The sequence below is a fragment of the Lacticaseibacillus zeae subsp. silagei genome (assembly GCF_030770335.1).
GTDB classification, from domain to species: Bacteria; Bacillota; Bacilli; order Lactobacillales; family Lactobacillaceae; genus Lacticaseibacillus; species Lacticaseibacillus zeae.
In genome coordinates this window covers 879,549-903,833 of sequence record NZ_CP132484.1, presented here as the reverse complement: position 1 = coordinate 903,833, position 24,285 = coordinate 879,549, and the positions used below count along the sequence as shown (strand labels likewise).

The following is a 24,285-nucleotide window of genomic DNA, read 5'->3' as shown; positions in this document are numbered from 1 at the left end:
AATACGTCCGTTTATATACTGTGGTCGTGAATGATGACCAGTCTATTTTGTAAATTTGATTAGATTAACTTTCATAGACTAATTAATGCTCTAGAACTTAAGGAACCGCCGCATTGAGATGACCGATCCGAGCGCGCCGATGACGATCCCGATGCCGGCTAGCATCAAGTCTAACCAGAACAGGAATGGCATATTGGCATACAGTGAATAGCCACTGGCGCCGTTAGCCATGCTGAAACTATGGTAGACAACGGCATAACCGACATCAACAACAACGATCGGCAGGATTGCCCCGAACAAGCCGGTCCATGCCCCTTCAAGTAAGAACGGCCACCGAATATAGGAATTGGTTGCGCCGACTAACCGCATAATTCTGATTTCGTCGGAACGCGATAAAATCGTAATTCGGATGGTGTTGTTGATCAGGAACACGGCGACAAATAGGAGCAGAATCGTGAAGCCAAGCCCCCACTTTTGGGCAAGATCGACAGAATTAAAGAGTTTCTTCGCCGTTCTGCCCCCGTAACTGGCATCAACAACATGATCGAGCTTCTGCGCCTCTTTAGACACGGTTATCGTTGCCTTGGGGCTGGTCGTCTTAACCATATAGACGTCGCTTAACGGATTCTGATCGCCGGAGAACATCCGCCACTGAGATCCGTAACCGCCGATAATTGTATCCAATTCCTGCTGACGGGAACGGTAAGTCACTTTATTGACATGATCAAGTTTCTTCAGCTTGTTCTTTAACTCATCCCGTTGCTTAACTGTTGTTTTTTTATCAATATAAACCCGCACCTGAACATCATTTTCAACCTGTTGCGAAATATGGTGCAAGTTGAAGATTAATGCCATAAAAATGCCGACAAGTAACAAGGTTACCGTCACGGCACTGACGGCGGCAACTGACATCCAGCCGTTACGCCGCAAACTGCGCAGAGAATCTTTGACATGGCGGAAAAAGACTTTACTCTTCATTGCCGTATGTGCCTCCTTCTTCGTCACGAACTAAACGACCACCGGCAATTTCAAGCAGCCGGTGTTGCCGTTCATTGACAATATCCTTGTTATGCGTCGCCATAATAACGGTCGTACCGTTGGCGTTGATCCGTTCGAGGATATCGACAATTTCATCGGAGGTTTGCGGATCCAGGTTACCGGTTGGTTCATCAGCAATCAACACCTTTGGCTTGTTCACAATCGCACGGGCAACTGACACCCGCTGCTGTTCACCACCAGATAATTCATCAGGAAAACGGCGCAACTTCTGCTCCAAGCCAACGAGCCCCAATACTTCGAGCACCCGGTCTTTGATTTCATCATCCGGCGCTTCGATAACCTGCATCGCATAGGCAACATTTTCATACACGGTCAATCGCGGCAAGAGTTTAAAGTCTTGAAAGACAATGCCGATGTGGCGACGCAAAAATGGTACCTCTGAAGGCTTCATGGTCGAAAAGTCAAAGTTATCAATTTTAATGGTGCCGCTGGTCGGCATCAATTCATGGTATAGCATTTTAACAAGCGTCGATTTTCCGGCACCACTAGGCCCAATGACGTAAACAAACTCACCATCTTGGATCTTAAGATTCACATCCTTGATGGCGGTGACGCCGTTAGCGTATTGCTTCGTCACGTTTTCCATTTGAATCATGCATTTTGCTCCTTTTTCTAAGCTAGAGACAGTATAACAGGCGATTAAGTCAGCAAGGTTTCAGGCAGATTACAGTTTTAATCCGGATTTTTCTGCGAAAGTTCCCACTGTAAATAAGCGTTGATAAAAGGATTGAGGTCGCCATCCATGACGGCGTTACCGTTGCCGGTTTCGTAATTGGTTCGATGATCCTTCACCATCGTGTATGGATGGAAAACGTAAGACCGAATCTGGGAGCCAAACGCGACATCTTTTTGTTCGCCTTGAATTGCCTTGGCTTTGGCGCGTTTGGCCTCTTCTTCACGCTGATACAACTTGGCTTTTAACATCGCCATCGCGGTCGCTTTATTTTGGAATTGTGACCGTTGTGCCTGGCTTGAGGTAACAATGCCAGTCGGAATATGAATCAGCCGAACCGCACTGGAGGTTTTGTTAATATGCTGACCACCGGCACCGCTAGAACGGAACACTTCCATTTTGACGTCTTCCGGACGAATATCGACTTGAATCGAATTATCGAGTTCCGGCATCACATCGACGGAGGCAAAACTGGTATGGCGGCGGCCGGCGGAATCAAACGGCGATATCCGTACCAGCCGATGCACGCCTTTTTCGCTTTTAAGCAACCCATAGGCATTTTCACCGTTAATGAGCAACGTCACGCTTTTGATCCCGGCTTCGTCACCTGGTTGATAATCGGCTACTTCCACCTTGAAGCCATTTTGGTCGGCCCAGCGCTGATACATGCGCATCAACATGGACCCCCAGTCTTGCGATTCCGTGCCGCCAGCGCCAGGATGAATTTCCAAAATGGCATTGTTGTGATCGTACGGGCCGTTCAAAAGGAGCTGCATTTCATAATGATCGAGCTTGTCTTGAAGATCCTTAATCTTGGTTTCTTCTTCATGCTGCAAATCCGCATCAGGTTCGTCCTGCAACAGCTCGAGACCAGCTTCAAGATCTTCCAGTTCGTTTTCAAGGGCATAAAAACGATCATGCTTTTCCTTCAACGCATTGTTGGCATCGATCACTTTTTGGGCGGCTTCAGAATCATCCCAAAAGCCCGGCTCAGCCATTTTGCCTTCATTTTCAGTGATCCGTTCGTTCAACGCATCGAGGTCAAAGTGACCCCCTAAATTGATTTATTTTGGTCCGCATGGCGGCCAAGGTGTTACGCATAACATTAAGTTCCATCGTCTAAATCCTTTCCCAAATAAGTGAGCGTGAGCCAGTCCGATCTGAACCAACTGCTTGACTACCGTTTTTCTACCGCTATCCCCAAAACACCCCAGTACCGCAAGTCAAAATTGCAGTGCCGGGGCGTCTGTTCATTGTTAACGGCGAATATTTTGCCGGATTTCGGCTTTCATGAACAGCCGGGTAACGTCATCGTCAATTGAGGCAATCATTTCTTCAAACATCCGATAGCCTTCTTCTTGGTATTCGACTAACGGATTCATTTGACCATAACCACGCAAACCAATGGACTGACGTAGCTGATCCATGGCATCAATATGATCGGTCCAAGCCGAGTCAACCACTCGCAAGATAACAACCTTCTCAAATTCAAGCATCTGGGCATCATCGCCTAGTTGCTTATTCTTTTGTTTAAAGTTTGTTTCTGCCAGATCTGCCAGCAAACCAATCAATTCATCTTGTGACTTACCATCCAATTCGCTGCGCTTGAATTTCTCCGGATCAATCATGTTCGCGGTGATCCACGCATACAGCGCATCCAGATTCCAGTCTTTCTGTTCGCCTTGCGTATGGGTTTGAACGATTCGGGTAATCGTACGATTGATCATCGCCATCAAGACCGGCTTCAGCGTCTCATTTTCATTAATGATCTGCTGCCGCTGCTTGTAGATAACCTCACGCTGTTCACGCATCACATCATCGTATTGCAACGTATTCTTACGGGTATCGTAGTTGTTCCCTTCAACCCGCTTCTGGGCGGACTCGACTTGCCGGGAAATCATGCGACTTTGAATGACCTGATCATCATCTGCGACTTTGAATCGATCCAGCATGGCTTTGATGCGTTCTGAACCAAAACGCTTCATCAAATCATCTTCAAGGCTCAAATAAAATTGAGTCGAACCCGGATCACCTTGCCGACCGGAACGACCACGCAACTGGTTATCGATCCGGCGACTTTCATGGCGCTCGGTCCCGATAACAGCAAGCCCGCCTAATTTAGTCACGCCGGGTCCTAATTTAATATCGGTACCACGTCCGGCCATGTTGGTCGCGATGGTAACTGCCCCACGTTGGCCGGCATTCATGATAATTTCTGCTTCTTTAAAATGGTTTTTCGCATTCAAAACAGTGTGCGGAATTTTGGCTTTATCAAGCTGCTTACTCAACCGTTCACTCGATTCAATTGCAACGGTCCCGACCAAAATTGGCTGGCCTTTCTTGTGGCGCTTTTTGATGTCTTCAACAACGGCATTGAACTTGGCATCCAGTGTCGGATAAAGTACATCGGGCGAATCAACTCGAATAACCGGCTTATTAGTCGGCACCGAAATAACTTCCATGTTATAAATTTCGCGGAATTCCTCTTGCTCGGTTTTCGCCGTCCCGGTCATCCCAGCCAGTTTGTTATACATCCGGAAGAAGTTCTGATAAGTGATGTTGGCCATCGTCTTATTTTCATCCTGAATCTGGACGCCTTCTTTAGCTTCGATCGCCTGATGCAGGCCATCAGAATAACGCCGGCCTTCCATTGCCCGACCGGTAAACTGATCGACAATCAGAACTTCGCCGTTGGAGACCATATAATCGATATCCTTGAGCATAATATAATTAGCACGCAAGGCTTGATCGATATGATGGGTCAACGCAGTATTTTCCGTGTCATACAGGTTATCCAAGCCAAAATTCTTTTCGGCTTTGCGGATGCCGCTTTCTGTCAGGGAAATGGTCTTAGTCGGCCAGTCAATCTTGTAATCGGTATCGGCTTTCAACGTTTTCACAAACCGATCAGCCCGAATATAAAGGCCGGTTGTCTTCTCGGCACCACCGGAAATGATCAACGGTGTCCGCGCCTCATCGATCAAGATGGAATCCACCTCATCGACAATGGCAAAATTCAACGGACGCTGAACCATTTGTTCCTTGTAAACAACCATGTTATCCCGCAGGTAATCAAACCCAAGTTCACTGTTGGTCGAATAGGTAATGTCGCAATTGTAGGCTTCGCGCTTTTCATCGCTGTTCTTGGAGTTGAGATTCAGCCCAACACTCAAGCCAAGCCAGTTATACAACTCGCCCATTTCCGTGGCATCACGGGTGGATAGGTACTCGTTAACCGTAACAACGTGTACACCTTTGCCAGTCAAGGCATTCAAATAAACGGGCATGGTAGCGGTCAAAGTTTTACCTTCACCGGTTTTCATCTCCGCAATATTACCTTCGTGTAACACGATGCCGCCGATAATCTGAACCCGAAACGGGAACAGTCCCAAAACCCGCTTGGCACCTTCACGAGCAGTTGCAAAAGCTTCTGGTAAAATATCGTCCAGAGTTTCGCCTGCTGCAAGCCGATCTTTAAATTTCTGGGTATTTGCTTTTAATTGTTCATCAGATAATGCTGCATATTCATCTTCATAGCGCTGAACCTGATCAGCGATTTTGCCGAGGCGACCGATCTCTCGCTTATCGCTTTCGACCCATTTTCTAAGAATATTGGCCATAAATGGATTCCTCTCTGTCGAAACCTCGTGAATCTAACACACTTTAATCATTCTAACATTGATACATTGTAACATCTTAACATTTTCACGGGGAGATTGAAAATACCATGATGACATTTTCGGTTATTTAACTCAGTCGTGATGCCCAGAACATGAATGCCACCAAACTTAATGCCAGCCAATGAAAGCAAATGGTTGCCGCGCTTGCCAAACAAAAACAAGACTGCCGGTAAATCAGCAGCCTTGTTTTTGTTTAAAGGGTATTTATTTATTCGTTGGTTTCGATCAGGCCGTAACGTCCATCACGACGCTTGTAAACAATGCTCGTACCATTTGTATCGGCATCTTCGAAGATGAAGAAGTTGTGGCCCAGCATATCCATTTGTAAAATGGCTTCTTGCGAATCCATTGGCTTTAATGAAACTCGCTTTGTCCGTACCACCGTCAGATTATCATCATCTTCGGCTGGCTTTGGCTCAGCTGGTGCACTAGTGTCAACATCAATTTGCCCAAAGCCTTTTTCACGGGATTTACGATTGATCTTCGTCTTGAACTTGCGAACCTGCCGCTCCAGCTTATCAGTTACAAGATCAATGCTGGCGTATAAATCAGGACTGGTTTCTTCCGCACGCAGGGTCAAAAACGAGAGTGGGATCGTCACTTCGACTTTAGCTGTCTTATCCGGATAAACCTTCAAATTGACGTGCGCCGTCGCAGTGACTGAACCTCCGAAGAACTTGTTCAGTTTGCTAATTCGCTTCTCCACGTAATTTCTGATGGCTTCGGTGACTTCGATGTTTTCGCCACGAACATTGTATGTGAGCATAAAACTTCTCCCCTTTCCTGCGTGTAACCAAATGCTTACACGCTGATTGGCTGGGATAAAACCCTTCCAATCTTCAATTTCATTATACCCGAATGTTGCAGTCAGACACAACAAAAGCCGCAATTCAGCGAATTAATGTCAACGCGTCAATTGTTCCTTTAAAACCGGCTGCCACCAATGCATCGCGTGCATGGTATAAAGTCCGTCCAGTCGTATACAAATCATCGAGCAGTGTGATTTGCCGAACCCGGTTCAACGTCTGTTCCGGCACCAGAACATGAAAACTTTGCGGTGTCTTCAGGCGTTCCTGTCGGGTCTTTTGGGCTTGTGGTCGCTCGGTGGCCGTTTTACGCAACCACGACCGCAACCGTAAGCAGCCAAATAAGCCGAGAATCGGATCAAAGCCGCGTAATTCAAAATGCTTTGGCTCACTTGGAATCGGCACAAGTGCAGACGCATGCCGCAAACGCGCGGCGATCAGATCCTGAAACGCCACGTGCAGTCGGTAATCGCCAAGCCCTTTATACTGGTAAATCCACGCTTTCATGCTAGCATCATATGCAAATAACGCCCGATTATGTAAAAGCGTTCCTTGGCGTTCCCACTTGCGACAATCCGAACACAATTGCTCGGTAGGCTGCATCCGCCCGCATCCGGCACAGGTCGCCCCGGTTATCGGGCAAAAGCGACTTAAACAACTGTGACATAATCTCGGTGCCAGCAGTGGCCCATGCGCAAATAAAGTCGTCAGTTGCAAACTGCGGTCGGTGGGTCGATCACATCCGATGCAACGCATACCATCACCTTCCGTTCATCATCACAATCTGGCGTTTAGCGACCAATAACGCCAGCGTATAGCGATCCGTGAAGAACACGACCGGATCATCTGGGCTGTCCGCCGCCCGTCCGGCACGGCCCGCAATCTGAATCAAAGCCGCAGCCGAGAATTCCCGATCCGCGGCTGCAATCACCCCCACCGCACACTGGGTGACTGTCACCCCTCTTTCCAAAATGGTGGTCGTAACCAGAACATCGAGTTGCCGTTGCCGAAATGCCATGACTTTTTCGGCCCGCTGCGGATCGGTACTGGCTACCCCGGCAGTTTTTAACCCCAGTTGGCGCAGCACATCAGCGACCTGTTCTGCCCAACTGATTTTGGGCACAAATAACAAACAAACTCGCTCCGTTGCGAGGACCTGGCGAATCCACGTGACCATCGCAGTCGGGAGCTGGCGCGGCACTTTTTGCAGATTCATCAATCGAATAGTCGGAACAGGTAAGGGATGGCCATGAAACCGGCGAAACAGCCTGCTAACACCCAGACCGTGGTGCAACGCTTTTTTCAATACCCGATCCGGTGTCGCGGTTAAATATGCCACTGATCCGCGGCGTGCCTGCTGAACGGCCTGATGCAACATTGGCGTGCCGTTCATGGGGAACGCATCGACCTCATCAACAACAATCAGGTCAAACGCCTGATAAAATCGCAGCAGCTGATGCACTGTCGCCAATAGCAAGTCACTATCGGTCTGATCAAAATGACCGCCATAACGCACGGTAATCGGTGTCGTTGCAAATGCTGCGCTAAATCGGGGTGCCAGTTCTCGGATAACATCAATTCGCGGTGAGACGATCGCAACGCGTTGTTGTTGCTGGATCAGCCGCGCCACAGTTGGAAATAACATCTCGGTTTTCCCTGCACCGGTAACTGCCCAGATGAGATGATCACGACCAGCCGTCACACTCGCCATTAACGCATCCGAAGCCGCTTGCTGATCCGGCGTGAGCGTACCGTGCCAAGTCAACCGACCGTCTCCAACTGGCTGATGTGGTTGGTCAAATCGATAAAGGCTATCCCGGTCAGTCAATCGTCCCAACGTCACGCATTCCGGACAATAGTAGCGGCCATCCGGCAATGCCACTGGCAACTGGCTGCGGCACCGCTGACAGCGCCAATGACCCTTATCTTTAACCAATGCCGGTACCACGGTGGCCTGTGCTATATTAGAGACAGCCAACCGTGCCAGCTCAGGTTGGGTGAGTTGTGCCCCAGCAAGATCCATTTTTATCACCTCAAAAGGAGATTACGCATGACCAAGCCATATCTCACTATTAAAGAAACCGGAAATTATACCCGGATCATCAAAAAATCGCGCTTCATCACCCATTTAGCCCGCATCCAAAGCGAGGATGAAGCCAAAACCATCATTGACCAAATCAGCCACGAAAATGCCAAAGCCAATCACAATGTCTATGCCTATGTTCTCGGCGATGAAAGTCAGATTCAGCGGGCAAGCGACAACGGCGAGCCTTCCGGAACCGCCGGAAGCCCTACGCTAGAAGGTTTGCTGAACCACAACATCCGCGACGTGGTAGCCGTCACGACCCGCTATTTTGGCGGCATCAAACTTGGTGCCGGTGGACTGATTCGCGCCTATGCCGGCAACGTCAACAACGCCATTGAAACCATCGGCATTGTGGCGCGCATCAAGCAAAAAACGGTCACATTCCAGATCCCTTACGCCGATCTTGAACCGTTACAACACTTTTTGACCACCCATCACCTCACCATTGCCAAAATTGATTACGGCGTGAATGTCACCATGACGCTGTACTTGGATGAAGACCAACTAGAGGCTTCATTAGCGTTGATTAATGATTTTCTGAATGGTCAGTTTTCACCGTCAATCGGTCAGAGTGAGTATCGCGAGGCACCATATCCGTTTGCCAAAAATCGGGAATGACGGTCGCGGACAGATTGTGACTAAAAAATCGTCAGCAGTCATTGGGGTACAAAAAAGATCCGCAAGACAAGGCTCATCTTGCGGATCTTTTTGACGCGACACTCGGCATCCAATCACTAGCGTTAGCTCACCGCGTGTCTATTTAGCATATTCAACGGTTCGGGTTTCACGAATCACGGTAACTTTGATGTGACCCGGATACTCTAATTCTTTTTCGATTTCATTGCGAATGTCCCGTGCCAAAATCACACTCTGATCATCAGAGAGCTTTTCCGGTTGAACAATCACGCGTACTTCGCGACCAGCCTGAATCGCGAAACTGTGATCAACGCCAGCATGACTGTTGGCAATGGCTTCCAGTTTTTCTAAGCGATGCAGGTAATTTTCAAGCGATTCCGACCGTGCGCCTGGGCGAGCGGCGGAAATAGCATCAGCGGCGGCGACCAGCACCGAAATGACACTGGTCGGCTCAACGTCACCATGATGGGATGCAATGGCGTTAATGACCGTCTTTGGTTCCTTGTACTTTGTTGCCAGCTCAACCCCGATTTCAACGTGAGATCCGTCTACCTCGTGATCGAGTGCCTTACCAATATCATGTAATAACCCCGCACGTTTTGCTAAGGTAACATCTTCTCCTAATTCAGCAGCCATGACACCAGCCAGCTTTGCAACCTGAATCGAATGATCCAGGACATTCTGGCCGTAACTTGTCCGAAAATGCAACCGACCCAAAATCTTAATCAGATCAGGATGCATGTTATGGATGCCCACGTCAAAAATGGCTTGTTCACCAATTTCTCGGATACGGTCATCCATTTCTTTGCGTGCTTTATCAACCATTTCTTCAATGCGTGCCGGATGAATCCGACCATCTTGAATGAGCTTCTCCAAGGCGATCCGGGCGATCTCTCGCCGGATCGGATCAAAGCCGCTCAAAACAACGGCTTGTGGGGTATCGTCAATAATCAAGTCGATGCCCGTCAAAGTCTCAAGCGTCCGAATATTGCGACCTTCACGACCGATAATGCGGCCTTTCATGTCGTCATTAGGCAAGTTCACTACGGTAACCGTTGTTTCTGCAACGATATCCGAAGCACTGCGCTGGATAGCATCCGCGATCAGTACCTTGGCTTTCTTATCCGCAGCTTCCTTAGCTTCATCTTCACTTTCTTTGATCATAACAGCGCGTTCATGCGTCAATTCCGATTGCGTTTCATCAAGGATCTGAGTTCGAGCCTGTTCATGCGTTAACTCGGCAATTCGTTCAAGCTCTGTCTGTTGTTTGCTGATTTCTGAAGAGATATCTTGTTCACGTTCATCTAGCTGTTGCTGCCGCTTGTTCAAATTTGCTTCTCGGTCAGCAAGACTCTGCTCCTTACGATCCAGCGTATCATCACGCCGATCCAGAGTATCTTCCCGCTGATTCAGTCGATGTTCCGACTTCTGGACTTCCGCCCGCCGATCTTTCAATTCATCTTCAAGTTGGGTTCGATAGCGATGATTCTCATCTTTTGCTTCCAGCAGTTTCTCTTTTTTTAAAGTCGCTGCTTCTTTTTTAGCGGCCTCAATGATACCTTCTGCTGTCTGCGTCGCTCGATCCAAACTGTTCTGGTGGAGCTTCTTTTGAAGTGCAAATCCGATCAATAAACCGACCGCTAAAGCGATGACTGCTGCGAGGGTTATTGAGACCAGTGTTACTGAACTCATCATTTCACCTCCGCATCATCTAAGCGATTCAATCATCTTGTTGATCAAAATCTTTGATGCTTTTTTAAATTATTACACCTCTATCAGTTTACGTGCTGGCAATGAAGGTGTCAACAGGGCAAGAGCGCGAGCAGGAGCGTTTAGAAATCGGAGTGTAAGTGGCCTCAAGCCTAAATGGCTGGGCTTTGGCCATTTAGGCTTGAGGTCCTTACACGTAGATTTCTGCGACTGTGAGCGCGTTTCGGAACCGGATTGCCCCACACTCCTTATTCCCGCACTAGCCCGGCTTTAGACATTTAGGGCTGAGGTCCTTACACGCAGGTTTCTGGGCCTGCGAACGCGTTTCGGAACCGAATTGCCCCACACCCCTTATTTTCCAATCCCAAACCAAAAAGACACTAACCAAAAAAATCGCCGGCTAGTGTCTGTACAACATGAATTTCACTATTCAATTTCCGAATCATTTAACAAGTCGATACTGTCATGAAGCTCGCGCCGATTCATCCGGATCGTCCACTTCAATCACTTGGTTTAACGGCATTCCATATGCCTCACGCACTTGCCCCTCAATCTTCTTACGCATTTCCTCATGAGTTTCAAGATAAGTCTTGGCATGCTCGCGTCCTTGGCCAATTCGCTCACCTTGATAAGCATACCACGACCCGGACTTTTCAACGATGTCTTTTTCAACCGCCATGTCGACTAGTTCGCCGCTTTGCGAAATGCCGCGGCCATACATAATGTCCACAATCGCCACTTTAAAAGGCGGCGCCACTTTATTTTTAACGACCTTGATTTTAGTACGATTGCCGATAATTTCAGCACCGTTTTTAATCTGTTCGGAACGGCGAATTTCCAACCGCACCGTTGCATAAAACTTCAAGGCCCGACCACCTGGCGTTATTTCTGGGTTGCCAAAAACGATGCCGACTTTCTCGCGAATCTGGTTAATAAAAACGGCAATGGTCTTCGTCTTACTGATGTTGCCAGACAGCTTCCGCAACGCTTGTGACATCAGTCGCGCCTGTAAGCCAACGTGCGCATCGCCCATATCGCCATCTATTTCGGCTTGGGGTACCAATGCCGCCACCGAATCAATCACCAGAATATCAATTGCTCCGGAAGCGACCAATTCGTCAGCAATTTCCAGCCCTTGTTCTCCAGTATCCGGTTGAGAGAGCAACAGTTCATCAATATTGACGCCCAGCGCGGTCGCATACTTAGGATCCATGGCATTTTCCGCATCAATATACGCGGCGGTTCCGCCATGCTGCTGCACCATTGCCACCGCATGCAAGGCAACGGTGGTTTTCCCGGAACTTTCAGGACCGTACATCTCGATAATCCGCCCGCGTGGTAGTCCACCAACGCCAAGCGCTTCGTCAATCGCAAGTGAGCCACTGGAAATGGCGGAAACCCGCGTATCAGCCTTGTCGCCCATTTTCATGATGGCACCTTTACCAAAATTCTTTTCAATCTTTTTTAGTGCTGTTGCTAACGCTTCTTGTCGTTCTGTGTCCGCCACTTCCTGCCGCCCCCTGTCATTGCTACCTCTCCAACTTTTCAATCGTTCCGAACATTAATCCCGCAAGCTCTTCAATGCGATCATCATGCCGGTCATAACCGCGCGTTTGCGCACATCATTGCGGCCACCGGGAAAATGATAAACCTGTGCAACCGGCGCCTGGCCCATCCTCGCTAAGCCGATCCAAACTGTCCCCGCTGGCTGGCCTTCCAGTGTGTCGGGCCCGGCCACGCCGGTAAAACTGACTGCAATATCGGCCGCAGCCCGCTGACGGGCATGCTCGGCCATTGCTTTGGCGGTAAATTCACTCACTACCCCATGAGCCGCTAACTCACGCGCGTCAATATTCAAAAATGCTGCCTTAGTGGCTAATGCATAGGTCACAAAGCCGCCTTTGAAATAATCCGAGACGCCGGGAACATCCCCCAAAGCCGCCTGAAACGCACCGGCTGTCAAGCTCTCTGCTGCCGTTATTTGCTTGTCGGTCGCCACTAATGCCTTGACCAACTCTTTAGCGAGGCTATTATCATCACCATAACCATAAAAGTAACGTCCCTCGCGCTCCATAATGGCGCCAATCACCGGTTCCAATTTTGCTTCAGCGTCTGCTTGGGTCTCACCGCTAGCTGTCACCCGAATGGTCACCTCATGGTCCTTGATGTAAGTGGCTAATGTCGGATTCGTTTGCTTGGCAATCAAGTCACCCAAATCCGTCACCAGTTGTGATTCACCAACGCCAAAGAAGCGCATCACGCGGCTGACAAAAGCTTCATGGTGGCCGCTATACTTGGCCAAACGAGGTAATAGCTCATGATCAACCATTGGGATAAATTCCTTAGGCGGCCCAGGCAGTAGTACATAGGCATGTTGGTGTTGTTCGACCCAGGCACCGACTGCCAGCCCGACACGATTAACCAATATATCAGCACCTTGCGGATACATCGCCTGTAACTTATTATTTGGCGTCATTGGCCGTTGCTGTTGTTTTACCCGCGCCGCCAGTTTTGCCATGGCATCCGCATCTTCAACCAACGGCAAATTCAGATGAGCCGCCAACGTTTGTTTCGTCAGGTCATCTGGTGTGGGTCCTAAACCACCGATCAAAATCACAATGTCACTGCGTTTTTCGGCTAAGCTGATCGCATCAGCCAGGCGCTGCGCATTGTCACCGACAACCTGTTGATGATAGCTGGCAATGCCTAAAGCGGCCAACTGTTTAGCCATATAGGCGCCATTAGTATTAGTAATCTGTCCCATCAGAATTTCAGTTCCGACAGCAATAATTTCTGCTTGCATATCTTTCCCACCTAACAATAGAGTTCGACTTTAATTCTTTTTTTCCCTTTTTCAAATCAAAATTTTCTGGATAAAGGCCATTGCAACGTGACGCATCTCACATTAAAAACGCTGCTATTTGCTTACAATCCATTTTACTACCTGCGATTGCACAAAACAGCCTTTGCCAACAAGACTGTGTGGTCCCCTAACTACCGGCTTACATAGCCCACACTGGCGCAAAAGTCTGCGTACTAAAAAAACCAGATCACCTGACCTGGGTTTTTACCAAACTTATTCATGACTCGAACCAAACGAATCAGCGAAGACAGCGCGATTTTTGTAGAAGTATTCCACCCCTGAATAAATGGTGAAGAACACGGCGACGTAGAAGAGAATCAGCGCAAACGGCACGTTGATGTTGTTAAACCACGCGTTGTTTAACATCAGAAAAATAATCGCAAACATCTGGGTGTTGGTTTTAATCTTGCCGGGCCATGCCGCTGCGAGAACTTCACCTTTATTGGAAAGTAGAAGCCGTAAACCGGTCACTGCCAACTCCCGCCAGAGAATGATCGCCGTTCCCCATGCCGGAATCTGCCCAGCAGCGGTTAAAAAGATAAAGGCGGTCATGACTAACAGCTTGTCCGCCAATGGATCGGCAAACTTGCCAAAGTTGGTTATTAAGTGTTGACTGCGGGCAATATGACCGTCTGCAAAGTCGGTGAGTGACGCAATGATGAAAATAATCAATGCGACGAACCAACTGACCGCCACCTTGGTTCCTGCAATGGTCAGATAACCCGCTGGCCAATTAAACGCAAGTAACAACGTGAAAACCGGAATTAGGAAGATCCGGATCAACGTCAACTTGTTTGGAAGATTCATTCTTGGGACCCCTCGCTTTCACTGGTACTGTTTGTGAAGGTGATTGTCCGCACGATGCTGGTTCCGTTTGAAATGTCAACGTCTTTGTCATTCAGTTTGATGGTTGTTGCCGTTGCATTACCAGAACGGACTTGGAAGGTTGATGCGTTATCCGGCAGTGAGACTTCTTGCGTATTGCCAGATGTTAAAGATCCTTGCCAAGTGGTCGTACCATTGACAATCACTGAAACCCATGCCGTTGCTCCCTTAGCACCTAAAGTAAGCTTGTTGCCGGTAGTCGGCAGATTTTTGAGCGTAACCGCCTGTGTTGCGCCATTAGCAGCCGCGACAGAAATATCGAGTTTACCGCTCTTTTCTTTCTTCTGCTTGGACGTTCTTTCAGATGGCTTGGAACTGCTTGAAGCGGATGCCTTGCTGGACTTTGATGAGGACGATGATGATTTTGACGACTTCGATGACTTTGCGCTACTGCGTTTAGACGAAACCGCAACGCTTTCAGAATCTGCAGGTATCGTCTGCTTCGGTCCTGATTGTGACATCAACATCACAGCATAAATGACAATAACCGCTACAACTACAATCCCTGCCACTGCAATCTGCGGTAAATAACGCCGCAATCGGTTGACTGGACTGGCTTCTTCAGCACGGGTTGCGCGCGTCTTATTTTCAACTGATTGAGCAGCATATTCTTTTGGCTGCGGTTCCGGGATATCCTGCTGAAACTGCGTTAGGAGCTCATCGCCGTCAAGACCGACCGTATCGGCATATTGTTTGATGAAAGCACGCACATAAAAATCACCTGGCAGCGCATCGAAATGTCCTTCTTCGATGGCAATCAGATAGCGTTTTTGGATTTTGGTGATCTGTTGCAGATCATCAATGGTATAACCCTTTTCAATCCGGGCGTCCCGTAATTTTTGCCCAATTTCATCCATATGTTTTCTTCACCCGCTATTTTTTATTAATTTTTAGTATAGCATGAAAAACCATCTGTAAGCCTTAAGAAATCCTTTGTTTGCTAGATGCGCCAGCCACCTGTGACGTAAAGGGTCTGGCCTGTCAGGTAAGCAGCATCTTTGGCAGTCAGCATAGTGACATAGTAACTAATATCCTGCGGGGTCGCAAACCTAGCCGCCGGAATTTCGGCCCGGACCTTGGCTAACGATGACTGATCAAACATCTGCGTATTCATTTTTGTCGACACCGCACCTGGAGCAACAACATTAACCGTGATGCCAAGGCTTGCCACCTCTTGCGCATAAGCTTTGACAAACGCACTTTGCGCTCCCTTTACCGTGCTATAAGCCACTTCCATCGCCGAACCGGTTCCGCCGTAAACCGAACCGATGAAAATCACCCGGCCATGTCCGGATTGGGCCAGCTTATGTTCCACCTTGGTTAACAGCACCATCGGCGTCAACAAATGCACCCGCATCAACGCCGTCATTTCTGGCACGGTCGTTTCTTTGAAAAGATGATAATAAGTCATCCCGGCAGCAAAAATAACCGCATCAAGGCTGAATAGTTGCGCGGTTAATTCGTCTAAATGCTGATCATCGGTTAGATCATATTGGAGCGGAATAAAGTCCTGGTGCGGATAGGCCACCTGAAAGGTTTTGACCTGATCCGTTACGATTTTTTCGTGACGATAATAGTGAAGATATAGCGACCAACCATCTGCTGCCATTTTCGTAGCGACCGCCTGCCCAATATCACCTGACGCGCCAATAATCAGTGCAGCTCTCATGATTGCCCCTCCGGAAGCATGGTCAAAACCGTCAAGGCGTCAGATTGGAAAATTTTGGGAATCAGTTCCTTGACGTCATTGAAGCTAATACTGTTCAAAATCTGCGGAAAATCAAACAGCCGCGCCTGGCCAAAACTCAAGGCGCTCAATTGATTTGCAACCCCATTCAGGCCGTTCAGTCCAGCATAATACTTACCCAACGAAGCGCGCTTGATCAACTCAACCCGCTCGCTCGTCAAATCAGACTGTGCCGTTGCGTGCAGCAAAACCTGTTTAATCGCGGCACTCAATGCTTGAGGATCATCCGTATCACCGCCGACAAGCCCGTAACTAAAACTGCGCTGATTGGTAAAATCGAAATCAAATGAATCATCAATCAGCCCCTGATCATACCAATCCTGGTATAGCTGGGAAGAATCGCCGAATAGAACTTCAAGTAACAGCCTGATGGTCAGCTGATACCGCCATCCCTCTGTTGTCTGCGGGATCGCTACCTGGCCTTTAAAGCCAACCAGTGTTTTCGGTCGGCTAACCGGCATCTTCAACTCACGATAAGGGATAATGTCGGCCGTTTGTAAATCAGCTTCGACGCCGCGCGCAATGGGCTGCGGCTCCGGAAAATGCTTCTTAGCCTGATTATCGGCAACAAAGTCAATGATTTCGGCAGCATCAATATTGCCGACAATCACCAACGTCATATTGCTAGGTTGATAGAAAATCCGATGAATCGTATAAAGCATTTCCGGCGTAATTTTGGCAATGCTGGCTGCTGTTCCTGCCACATCAACGTGTGCCGGATGATTTGGGAAAAGATTTTCCAACAGCCCAGCATAAACCCGCCAGCCGGGATCGTCTTGATACATCTGAATTTCTGAGCCGATAATTCCCTGTTCTTTGGCGACCGAACTTTCGGAGAAGAACGGTTCTTGAACAAAATCCAGCAAAATCTGCAGATTCTTGGTTAACTGCGTCGTCGCCGAAAACAGGAAACTGGTTTTGGTTGCGCTGGTAAACGCATTGGCCGAGGCCCCAGTTTCACCAAAAAGATCAAAGGCATCATGGTCTTCTTTTTCAAAGAGTTTGTGCTCTAGAAAATGCGCAATACCAGCCGGGTAAGTGACCATTTTCTTGCCATCTGGGGCAAACCGCGTATCGATCGCGCCATAGTCCGTGGTCATAATCGCATAACTTTTGTGATACGCCGGCCGCGGTACGACCTGGAGTTGCAAACCGTTGGGCAGCGTTGTCGTGACCAAGGTTTCATCAACATCGCTAAAATATTGCGTCTTCATTCGCTCTCCTCCCCAGTCAGAAAATATGTGGCTTGAAGTTTCATGCCGGCTGCTGCTTCCTGAACCGCTTGGCGATCCACCGCCTGAATACGGCGCGCAAAGCTTTCAAAGTCTTGAGGGGCATCTGGCACCAATAGCTGATACAGCGCCTGATTGGTTAAAAACCGCGGGCTGTCGTACGCTGCCCGTTGATGATCCAAAATCCCGTCTTTAACCGACTGCAAAAGCTTATCGGAAAAGTCGCCGTTAACCACCGCGGCCAGTTGCTGCTGAATCAAGTCGGCCACTTGATCATGGGCTTTACCTTCGATCCCGGTTTGAACCAACATCAGGCCCCGGAAAGCGTCTAACATCGAGCTTGCGTAATATGCTAAGCTGGCTTTTTCACGTACATTGGTGAATAAAAGCGACAGGCTGGATCCGCCAAATAATTCTTCGGCCACTAACGCAGCAGTATACTTGGGACCCATCAAATCCGTTGTGATATGATAAGCCAAGTCAAATTTGGCTTGCTGGGCCACAACGGTTTTCGTTTGGGTCAGCACTTCAGGGTGCGGAGGCAAATCAAAGGCAATTGCCGGCATCGTCCGGGCACGCGCTGCCAGCGGCCAATCAGCAAACAGCTCCTCTACCTGCTGCTCCTGCACATCCCCCAAAACCGTGATAATCACTTGATCCTGACTCATCAGTTGATGATAATAGTCCGTCAAATCTGCGGCCGTCAGCGGAGCCAAATCCTCCCGCGTACCAAAACTCGGAATGGCTTGATCGGGATCAACGCCAAAATATAAGCGTTGCACGCCCAACGCGGCCTGGGTCTGCCGGTCATCATCCAAGCTAGCCAGATAATGATCCAGATTCTCTTTTTCCCGATCAAAAGTTACTTGATCAAATTGATCGTTTTGAAAATTCGGTGCAAAAAGAACCGACCGCAAAAAGGCGACCGCTTGCGGTAACAACGGTTGATCCGTAAACCGATCATCGACCGTGCTCATGGTGACGCCGATCCGGTGCAATCGGCCTTCCCGCGCCACGCCGATACTAAAGTTGGCGCCATACAGTGCCTCTAAATGGGCCGCCATCGCCGCTTGCGTCGGATACTGTTTACTGTTTGTTTCCAATAAACTGGTCAACAAAGTGCGCTTGGTGATCGTCGCGCGCCGCAATGGCGTCAAAAACTGAACATTAATACGTGTTGTTTTGAATTGGGTAGTTGGCAAAACAATGAGCCAAACTCCCGGCTTGATTTCTTTTTGCATAGTCTCCCTCATGACTGATTAGCATTGGTTGCCGATTCTGGTGTGGCAAAAACTTTTCGGGGCTTGCTGCCTTCGCTTGGGCCAACGATTTGATTAGCCTCAAGATCATCAATGAGTCGCGCCGCGCGATTATAGCCGATACGAAAACGCCGTTGCAACATGGATGTCGACGCACTCTGCTGAGCAATGACAAACGCCTTGGCATCATCGTATAACTCGTCTTCGGAATCACCTTGCTGCTCGGTTTCGACACTTTCCGTGGGTGTCATGCTTTCAACGTACGCCGGTGAGACCTGATCCGTAATCGCCTTAACGACCCGCTCCACATCAATCGATGGAATAAAGGCACCTTGAATTCGCAACGGTTTTGACGCCCCGATTGGCGAAAATAGCATGTCGCCGCGGCCAAGCAGCTTCTCTGCGCCGTTACTATCCAAAATTGTGCGCGAATCAATCCCGCTAGATGTGGCAAACGCAATGCGGGATGGAATGTTGGCCTTCATCAGCCCGGTGATCACGTCTACCGACGGACGCTGGGTCGCAATGATGACATGAATCCCAGCCGCACGCGCCATCTGCGCAAGCCGGACAATCGCGGTTTCAATTTCATGACCGGCAACCATCATCAAATCGCTCAATTCATCGATAATGACAACGATATACGGCATTTTTGTCTGCCCGCTGGCCGGATCAGCTGCGACTTTTTGATTAAATTCCTTCATGTTACGGACACCGGCTGCCGCAAATCGTTGATACCGCTCGTCCATAGCCGTTAAAATTTTATTCAACGCACTTGGCGCTTTTTTAGCTTCAGTGACCACTGGCGTCAACAGATGTGGCACGCCATTATAAACCGACAACTCAACGCGCTTAGGATCAATCAACATTAAACGGACATCAGTCGGCTTTGTTCGCATGAGAATGCTTGTCAAAATGACATTAATCATCACCGATTTACCGGAACCGGTTGCCCCGGCAATCAATAAATGCGGCATTTTAGTCAGATCAAACGTTACGACTTTCCCGTTGACATCGCGGCCAAGCGGCAAAACCAAGGGATGATCCGGTGCTTTTGGTGTTTCGGCCATCACTTCTTTAAAGCCGACTGTTGCAATATGCTGATTCGGCACCTCAATGCCAATCAGTGATTTCCCCGGAATCGGTGCTTCAATCCGAATGTCTTTGGCGGCCAGTGCCAAGGCCAGATCATCGGATAAATTCACGATCTTGGACACCTTCACGCCAACAGCTGGTTGAATCTCGTACTGGGTGATTGATGGGCCTAGCGTGGCACTTTTGACAGCCACCTTGACGCCAAAGCTTTCAAACGTATCTTTTAATTTGGTTCGATTGGTTTTAATCGCCTGATATTCAGCGCTTTGATCAACCGGCGGCGTTGCCGTTAGCATGTTTAAACTCGGCAGTTGATAATCCGCTGCAGGCATGTCTGAATCTGGATCGTGAACAGCGGCGGGTTTCTGGCTCGCCGATGAAACATGCGGTGCTGCTGAACTCGGCGAGGCAACTTTTGTCGGCGCCTCGCTTGGTGGGGCTGGCGGTACTGGCGCAGGTCCGTTAATTGTAAAATCATCTGTCCGTTCCGAAGCCGGCTCTGCCTGAGTATCAGCCGATACTGACACTGGCTTAGGCTTTGCCGCCGATGTTTTCGGTCGGGCGGCCGCTTTCTTGGCACGTTCTTTCTTTAAATCAATGAAGCTGCTATGAATTTGAAGTACCCCGCGCTTGCAAGCCTGCCCCAATGCTTGCAACCAGTTAAAAACCTGGTTAGCACCTACTCCCAAAAACACGAGTATGCCAGCGACAACGCCAAACCAGGCCAGAATCGTTGCACCAAGGCTGCTCAACAACGGCGCTAGCAGTGAGAAAAGGCTAGCTCCGAGTAAGCCGCCACCAACTTGAGAGGCAGTCGTCATCAGGCCGAAATCATTTTGCAGCAGCCGCCAAGTGGTCAAAAGATAATGGCTGTGAACATTTAAAGTCGCCATCGTGGTTGACGTCAACAAAACCAGCGCGGCAATGAGGACAATCGCCAGTCCTACCCACACATGGCGGGCAAGTTTAGGTAAGCGGTCAGCTAAAAGAAACCAAATGCCGGTCACAATCGTTGCGGCACTCACAACCAGGAAACTGTCGCCGACAACTAACCGAAAAACATTCGCCAACACTGTTCCAACCATTCCCAGACGGAAAAACGCCAGGCTTGAAAACACCACAAATAGCGCCCCAACCCAGCTCAGGGTGTGCTGCTGTTGTTTAGTTGGTCGCTTTTTGCGCGGACGCCTGCGCCCGCCGCGTTTTTGTGCCATGTGTTGATACTCCTTCCATTCCTGCCTATTATACACGAGCTGAAGCCGCAATTAAAAAAGGCAGCCATGCAGCCGCCTTTTTTGCTTCTTTAAGTATCAAATGCCATTAATGCTGGCCGGGTTGTTCATCGCTTGCCCCGAATTGCAGATTAACCCCTTGATCCAAAGCGACTGCTGTCACTTGATAAGTTAACGTTTCAATCGTTTCAACTAACGGTCGGCTAAGCTTGCCCAGTTCTTCTTGCGGCAATTCATTGGCTTCACCAAAGTAGTCCATTACCTGAACGATCTGGGTAATCTTCCCTGAGATTTCAAAACCGCTATTATCCGGAACAACATCAAACGGAATCATCATCTCAAAAAGATTGCCTTTTTTCAGTTCTTCCTGTCTTTTGGGATCCGACCACTGAATCTGCCGCATCGCAACCTGTAAATCATTCTTAGCCGGGGTGTCTGATTTAACGAGATCATAATGAAATGATTCGACGGTAATTGGGTAACGTTTTGCTTCCATCTTCGCGCCTCCTAAAGGTAAGTTACTTCAGTTTATCATGTTGGTAAGTATGAACGGTCTCCAGTCCGGCAAACTGTTGCTGCCGCAGCGCCTCATATACTACCAGCGCCGCGCAGTTTGACAGGTTAAGCGCCCGGACATTTTCCGTCATTGGAATCCGCAAGCACTGGTCGGCATGTTGCCGCATGAAGCCTTCTGGCAATCCAGTGGTCTCTTTACCGAACAAAAAGTAATGATCCACATCGGTATTGGTATAATCGCGATCTGAGTATGTCTGATCGGCAAACTTAGTGATGAGATACAGGTGCCGCGGATCCGCGACTGTGCTCATAAAATCATCCAGACTGTCGTGATAAATAATCCGCACCTTCGCCCAGTAATCCAAGCCGGCCCGCCGCAAGTGCTTGTCGTCGGTTTCAAATCCCAACGGCTTGATGAGATGTAAGTAGCTATTGGTTGCGGCACAAGTCCGCGCAATATTGCCGGTATTTGCCGGAATTAGCGGTTCAAATAAAACAATGTGATTCGCCATGTTATCGTCCCTTCAACACAAGTGCTTTCAGTGTAGCACACTTGCAGCACACAGTCCGCCCGGATAATCACAACTTTATGGCCAATTCCTAATCGATTTCCGTTTAAGTCTCCCAGCAGTTTCATAACCCAAAATGGCAAATCAACGAGAAAACCTGAGCAAGGCCGTTTTTGAGCAACAAAAAAACGCATTGCTTCGGAGCGCACTCAGCGAAGCGATACGTTAGTGAAGTAATTTATCGCAAACTTTTATCAATTACCCAAAAGCTAGCCCTGATAAAAGCCCGAAATAAATAGCTTAAAAGAATATTAACACCGGCTACCCCCGTTTTCAACCCCTTTACTTGACAAGATGTGCAACGATTAACAGATCGACTTCAATGTGAATACTTGAAAGCGGATTCGCGAGCATCGCGCGGCGACGTTCAGCCGGCGCCTGCCAAGACAATGGCGTCATCGTCAACAAATCAGCAAACTGAGCGGCTGCTAACGGAAAGTCATACGTAATTGGGTGAATCTCTGCTTGGGGAAAAGTCGCCAAAAAGCGATCCAGCACCGGGCGATTGTCGTAAGTTGCCTTGGCGGTTCCGGCGTACAACCCGGTCCGTAGTTCTTTGAGGTACCCAGCGCGCGGAATAATTTTCAACAACTGACCGTTCGGCCGCAACACCCGGCGAAATTCTTGATAGTTGCCAGGCGAAAAAATATCGGTCACCGTGTCAAAAGCAGCATCGACAAACGGCAAATGGGCCAAATCAGCCACCGCAAATAAAGCCGACGTCGCCAAACTACCGGCTAAATTAATCGCGGGCGCCGAGATGTCGAAGCCCACGGCCACCTGCTGCTTTTGCTCTGCCAAGTAAGCTGTCGGAGTGCCTTCTCCACAGCCAACATCCAGTAAGCGGTGATGCGGTTGCAAATGCACTGCCATGGCATCCAAAAACGGCTTGAACAAGCCGGCCGCAAGCATCCGCCGTCTAGCTGCCAACATCGTTGCTGTATATTCGGTTGCGACTTGCTGGCTTAAAAAGTTCATAGTCCCTTTGCGGCTAAAATCGCGGACGTGCCCTTGGGGACATACCAGTGAATCCTGTTCAACGCGCATGACATTGCCGCATACCGGACAGGCAAAAAGCGGCTCCTGCTGCGCGGCTAATTGAATTTTTGCTTCACGTTTTCGCATTATTTTCCCTTCTGTACATTACTAGCGCTTGTTGTAAACTAAAAGAAAAAAGCCAAGGAGCGTGCCATGCTTTCAATTTATCGCTTTGATGAGAAATCCGGCCAGCTGAATCCGCAATCGCGTATTCGCCCCGGCGTCTGGATTAATGCTGTCAATCCCACACCGGAAGAGCGTCAGCAACTTCAGGATAAAGCCAACCTTTCAGAGGCTTTCCTACTGTATGGACTTGATCCTGATGAAGGTGCCCGTTATGAATTCGACGAGGACAATGACAGCCATCTGTTTATTTTCGATATGCCCACCGTCACGCGCGATGCCCGCAAAAAAGTCGTTTATAAAACGGGTCCGCTAGCCATCATTATCACCAACATCGCCGTGATCACGATCAATGAAGAGCCGATTCCGTTGCTGAGCCTGTTTTCTGAAGGGAAGATCAGTAACTTTAACCCTGAACACCAAAGCCGGTCCGTCATTCAAATTCTTTATCAAATTTCCATTAGTTATCTGACTTATCTGCGCGACTTGAACAAAGCCCGCGAAGCCATTGAAAGTAAACTTCAGCACAACCTGCGTAACGAAGAACTTTATGGGTTGATGGGCATCCAACGTTCCTTGGTTTACTTCATGATGAGTCTTCGGACGGATCGTAATGTTTTGGAACAACTCAAACGAACCAACCCATTAAATCTCAACGAAGACGATCAGGATTCTTTAGAAGATACCCTTATCGAAAATCAACAGGCCGTTGAGATGGCGCAAATCAGCAATTCCATCATCAATGAAACCGCCGATACCTACTCGTCAATTATCAACAATAACATGAACGGCGTCATGAAGTTTTTAACTTCTTACTCGATTCTGCTGACAATCCCGACGCTGGTCTTCTCTTTTTACGGCATGAACGTCCATTTACCGCTGGCAGATATGAAAGTCAGTTGGATCATCACCATCGCCATCTCCATCGCGCTCGCCGTTGTTCTGGCCTTTCAATTTTGGCGCAACAAGTACTTTTGAGCGCGTCCTACCTAGCCGGGATCACCGGCTTTTCTTTTTCTCTGTGTAAAATCCGAACATTAAAAAGAAAATGATCCATTTTGATTGACTTTTACATT

21 protein-coding genes are annotated in these 24,285 nt (G+C 48.7%); 2 read left to right on the top strand and 19 right to left on the bottom strand.

Going from position 1 to position 24,285, the window contains the following annotated elements; all coding sequences use genetic code 11:
* Positions 1–90 precede the first annotated feature (90 nt).
* From ftsX to LACZS1_RS04305, 7 genes are all read right to left on the bottom strand, one after another.
* Positions 91–978 carry a permease-like cell division protein FtsX gene (gene ftsX / locus LACZS1_RS04335; protein WP_039638830.1) on the bottom strand — a complete coding sequence of 296 codons (888 nt, stop codon included), beginning with the start codon at positions 976–978 and terminating at the stop codon, positions 91–93.
* Positions 968–1,654, bottom strand: a complete 687-nt coding sequence (ftsE, locus tag LACZS1_RS04330; protein ID WP_025012520.1) for a cell division ATP-binding protein FtsE — start codon at positions 1,652–1,654, stop codon at positions 968–970. The genes ftsX and ftsE overlap by 11 nt, the downstream gene beginning before the upstream one ends.
* Positions 1,655–1,731: 77 nt before the next feature.
* A protein-coding gene (gene prfB / locus LACZS1_RS04325) for a peptide chain release factor 2 (protein WP_115656720.1) occupies positions 1,732–2,848 on the bottom strand; the annotation gives its coding sequence in 2 pieces (ribosomal slippage) (positions 1,732–2,775 and positions 2,777–2,848; 1,116 coding nt in all).
* A 140-nt stretch (positions 2,849–2,988) separates the two neighbouring features.
* Positions 2,989–5,352, bottom strand: a complete 2,364-nt coding sequence (gene secA / locus LACZS1_RS04320; protein WP_070650237.1) for a preprotein translocase subunit SecA — start codon at positions 5,350–5,352, stop codon at positions 2,989–2,991.
* Positions 5,353–5,620: 268 nt separating this feature from the next.
* Complete coding sequence (gene hpf / locus LACZS1_RS04315) at positions 5,621–6,178, bottom strand: ribosome hibernation-promoting factor, HPF/YfiA family (protein ID WP_010489439.1); 558 nt, start codon at positions 6,176–6,178, stop codon at positions 5,621–5,623.
* 124 nt (positions 6,179–6,302) lie between these two features.
* Positions 6,303–6,821, bottom strand: a complete 519-nt coding sequence (locus LACZS1_RS04310; RefSeq protein ID WP_070650238.1) for a ComF family protein — start codon at positions 6,819–6,821, stop codon at positions 6,303–6,305.
* A 157-nt stretch (positions 6,822–6,978) separates the two neighbouring features.
* Positions 6,979–8,241, bottom strand: coding sequence for a DEAD/DEAH box helicase (locus tag LACZS1_RS04305; protein WP_070650239.1), 1,263 nt, complete (start codon positions 8,239–8,241; stop codon positions 6,979–6,981).
* 27 nt (positions 8,242–8,268) lie between these two features.
* On the opposite strand from LACZS1_RS04305, the gene LACZS1_RS04300 reads away from it, so the two are divergent.
* Positions 8,269–8,922: a YigZ family protein gene (locus tag LACZS1_RS04300; RefSeq protein ID WP_070650240.1), complete on the top strand. Its 654-nt coding sequence runs from the start codon at positions 8,269–8,271 to the stop codon at positions 8,920–8,922.
* 138 nt (positions 8,923–9,060) lie between these two features.
* On the opposite strand, the gene rny is transcribed toward LACZS1_RS04300, so the two are convergent.
* From rny to LACZS1_RS04240, 12 genes are all read right to left on the bottom strand, one after another.
* Entirely contained in the window at positions 9,061–10,632 is a 1,572-nt protein-coding gene (gene rny / locus LACZS1_RS04295) for a ribonuclease Y (protein WP_010489446.1), read from the bottom strand.
* Positions 10,633–11,113: 481 nt separating this feature from the next.
* Entirely contained in the window at positions 11,114–12,157 is a 1,044-nt protein-coding gene (gene recA / locus LACZS1_RS04290; RefSeq protein WP_047107448.1) for a recombinase RecA, read from the bottom strand.
* A 54-nt stretch (positions 12,158–12,211) separates the two neighbouring features.
* On the bottom strand, positions 12,212–13,453 hold the full coding sequence (locus LACZS1_RS04285) for a competence/damage-inducible protein A (RefSeq protein ID WP_070650241.1): 1,242 nt from the start codon (positions 13,451–13,453) through the stop codon (positions 12,212–12,214).
* A gap of 273 nt (positions 13,454–13,726) precedes the next feature.
* Positions 13,727–14,320, bottom strand: coding sequence for a CDP-diacylglycerol--glycerol-3-phosphate 3-phosphatidyltransferase (pgsA, locus tag LACZS1_RS04280; protein WP_070650242.1), 594 nt, complete (start codon positions 14,318–14,320; stop codon positions 13,727–13,729).
* Positions 14,317–15,255, bottom strand: a complete 939-nt coding sequence (locus tag LACZS1_RS04275; protein ID WP_306402902.1) for a helix-turn-helix domain-containing protein — start codon at positions 15,253–15,255, stop codon at positions 14,317–14,319. The genes pgsA and LACZS1_RS04275 overlap by 4 nt, the downstream gene beginning before the upstream one ends.
* An 83-nt stretch (positions 15,256–15,338) precedes the next feature.
* Positions 15,339–16,067 carry an elongation factor P 5-aminopentanone reductase gene (ymfI, locus tag LACZS1_RS04270; RefSeq protein WP_070650244.1) on the bottom strand — a complete coding sequence of 243 codons (729 nt, stop codon included), beginning with the start codon at positions 16,065–16,067 and terminating at the stop codon, positions 15,339–15,341.
* Positions 16,064–17,359 carry an EF-P 5-aminopentanol modification-associated protein YfmH gene (yfmH, locus tag LACZS1_RS04265; protein ID WP_093997915.1) on the bottom strand — a complete coding sequence of 432 codons (1,296 nt, stop codon included), beginning with the start codon at positions 17,357–17,359 and terminating at the stop codon, positions 16,064–16,066. The genes ymfI and yfmH overlap by 4 nt, the downstream gene beginning before the upstream one ends.
* Positions 17,356–18,618, bottom strand: coding sequence for an EF-P 5-aminopentanol modification-associated protein YfmF (yfmF, locus tag LACZS1_RS04260; RefSeq protein ID WP_070650246.1), 1,263 nt, complete (start codon positions 18,616–18,618; stop codon positions 17,356–17,358). Before yfmF ends, yfmH begins: the two co-directional genes overlap by 4 nt.
* A gap of 8 nt (positions 18,619–18,626) precedes the next feature.
* Positions 18,627–20,945, bottom strand: a complete 2,319-nt coding sequence (locus LACZS1_RS04255) for an FtsK/SpoIIIE family DNA translocase (RefSeq protein ID WP_093997914.1) — start codon at positions 20,943–20,945, stop codon at positions 18,627–18,629.
* A 106-nt stretch (positions 20,946–21,051) separates the two neighbouring features.
* Positions 21,052–21,459 carry a DUF1149 family protein gene (locus tag LACZS1_RS04250; RefSeq protein ID WP_010489470.1) on the bottom strand — a complete coding sequence of 136 codons (408 nt, stop codon included), beginning with the start codon at positions 21,457–21,459 and terminating at the stop codon, positions 21,052–21,054.
* A gap of 22 nt (positions 21,460–21,481) precedes the next feature.
* Positions 21,482–21,991, bottom strand: a complete 510-nt coding sequence (gene trmL / locus LACZS1_RS04245; RefSeq protein WP_070650248.1) for a tRNA (uridine(34)/cytosine(34)/5-carboxymethylaminomethyluridine(34)-2'-O)-methyltransferase TrmL — start codon at positions 21,989–21,991, stop codon at positions 21,482–21,484.
* A gap of 339 nt (positions 21,992–22,330) precedes the next feature.
* Positions 22,331–23,173: a methyltransferase domain-containing protein gene (locus LACZS1_RS04240; protein WP_070650249.1), complete on the bottom strand. Its 843-nt coding sequence runs from the start codon at positions 23,171–23,173 to the stop codon at positions 22,331–22,333.
* 66 nt (positions 23,174–23,239) lie between these two features.
* On the opposite strand from LACZS1_RS04240, the gene LACZS1_RS04235 reads away from it, so the two are divergent.
* Positions 23,240–24,187, top strand: coding sequence for a magnesium transporter CorA family protein (locus LACZS1_RS04235; protein ID WP_010489474.1), 948 nt, complete (start codon positions 23,240–23,242; stop codon positions 24,185–24,187).
* Positions 24,188–24,285: the final 98 nt, after the last annotated feature.

Bases quoted from the DNA above. Each gene is read 5' to 3' on its own strand.
- hpf (WP_010489439.1), bottom strand. From the start codon at position 6,178: ATGCTCACATACAATGTTCGTGGCGAAAACATCGAAGTCACCGAAGCC.
- LACZS1_RS04255 (WP_093997914.1), bottom strand. From the start codon at position 20,945: ATGGCACAAAAACGCGGCGGGCGCAGGCGTCCGCGCAAAAAGCGACCA.
- ftsE (WP_025012520.1), bottom strand. From the start codon at position 1,654: ATGATTCAAATGGAAAACGTGACGAAGCAATACGCTAACGGCGTCACC.
- LACZS1_RS04285 (WP_070650241.1), bottom strand. From the start codon at position 13,453: ATGCAAGCAGAAATTATTGCTGTCGGAACTGAAATTCTGATGGGACAG.
- yfmF (WP_070650246.1), bottom strand. From the start codon at position 18,618: ATGCAAAAAGAAATCAAGCCGGGAGTTTGGCTCATTGTTTTGCCAACT.
- ymfI (WP_070650244.1), bottom strand. From the start codon at position 16,067: ATGAGAGCTGCACTGATTATTGGCGCGTCAGGTGATATTGGGCAGGCG.
- LACZS1_RS04305 (WP_070650239.1), bottom strand. From the start codon at position 8,241: ATGGATCTTGCTGGGGCACAACTCACCCAACCTGAGCTGGCACGGTTG.
- rny (WP_010489446.1), bottom strand. From the start codon at position 10,632: ATGAGTTCAGTAACACTGGTCTCAATAACCCTCGCAGCAGTCATCGCT.
- LACZS1_RS04250 (WP_010489470.1), bottom strand. From the start codon at position 21,459: ATGGAAGCAAAACGTTACCCAATTACCGTCGAATCATTTCATTATGAT.
- LACZS1_RS04300 (WP_070650240.1), top strand. From the start codon at position 8,269: ATGACCAAGCCATATCTCACTATTAAAGAAACCGGAAATTATACCCGG.
- yfmH (WP_093997915.1), bottom strand. From the start codon at position 17,359: ATGAAGACGCAATATTTTAGCGATGTTGATGAAACCTTGGTCACGACA.
- secA (WP_070650237.1), bottom strand. From the start codon at position 5,352: ATGGCCAATATTCTTAGAAAATGGGTCGAAAGCGATAAGCGAGAGATC.
- LACZS1_RS04235 (WP_010489474.1), top strand. From the start codon at position 23,240: ATGCTTTCAATTTATCGCTTTGATGAGAAATCCGGCCAGCTGAATCCG.
- trmL (WP_070650248.1), bottom strand. From the start codon at position 21,991: ATGGCGAATCACATTGTTTTATTTGAACCGCTAATTCCGGCAAATACC.
- ftsX (WP_039638830.1), bottom strand. From the start codon at position 978: ATGAAGAGTAAAGTCTTTTTCCGCCATGTCAAAGATTCTCTGCGCAGT.
- LACZS1_RS04240 (WP_070650249.1), bottom strand. From the start codon at position 23,173: ATGCGAAAACGTGAAGCAAAAATTCAATTAGCCGCGCAGCAGGAGCCG.
- pgsA (WP_070650242.1), bottom strand. From the start codon at position 14,320: ATGAATCTTCCAAACAAGTTGACGTTGATCCGGATCTTCCTAATTCCG.
- LACZS1_RS04275 (WP_306402902.1), bottom strand. From the start codon at position 15,255: ATGGATGAAATTGGGCAAAAATTACGGGACGCCCGGATTGAAAAGGGT.
- LACZS1_RS04310 (WP_070650238.1), bottom strand. From the start codon at position 6,821: ATGCAGCCTACCGAGCAATTGTGTTCGGATTGTCGCAAGTGGGAACGC.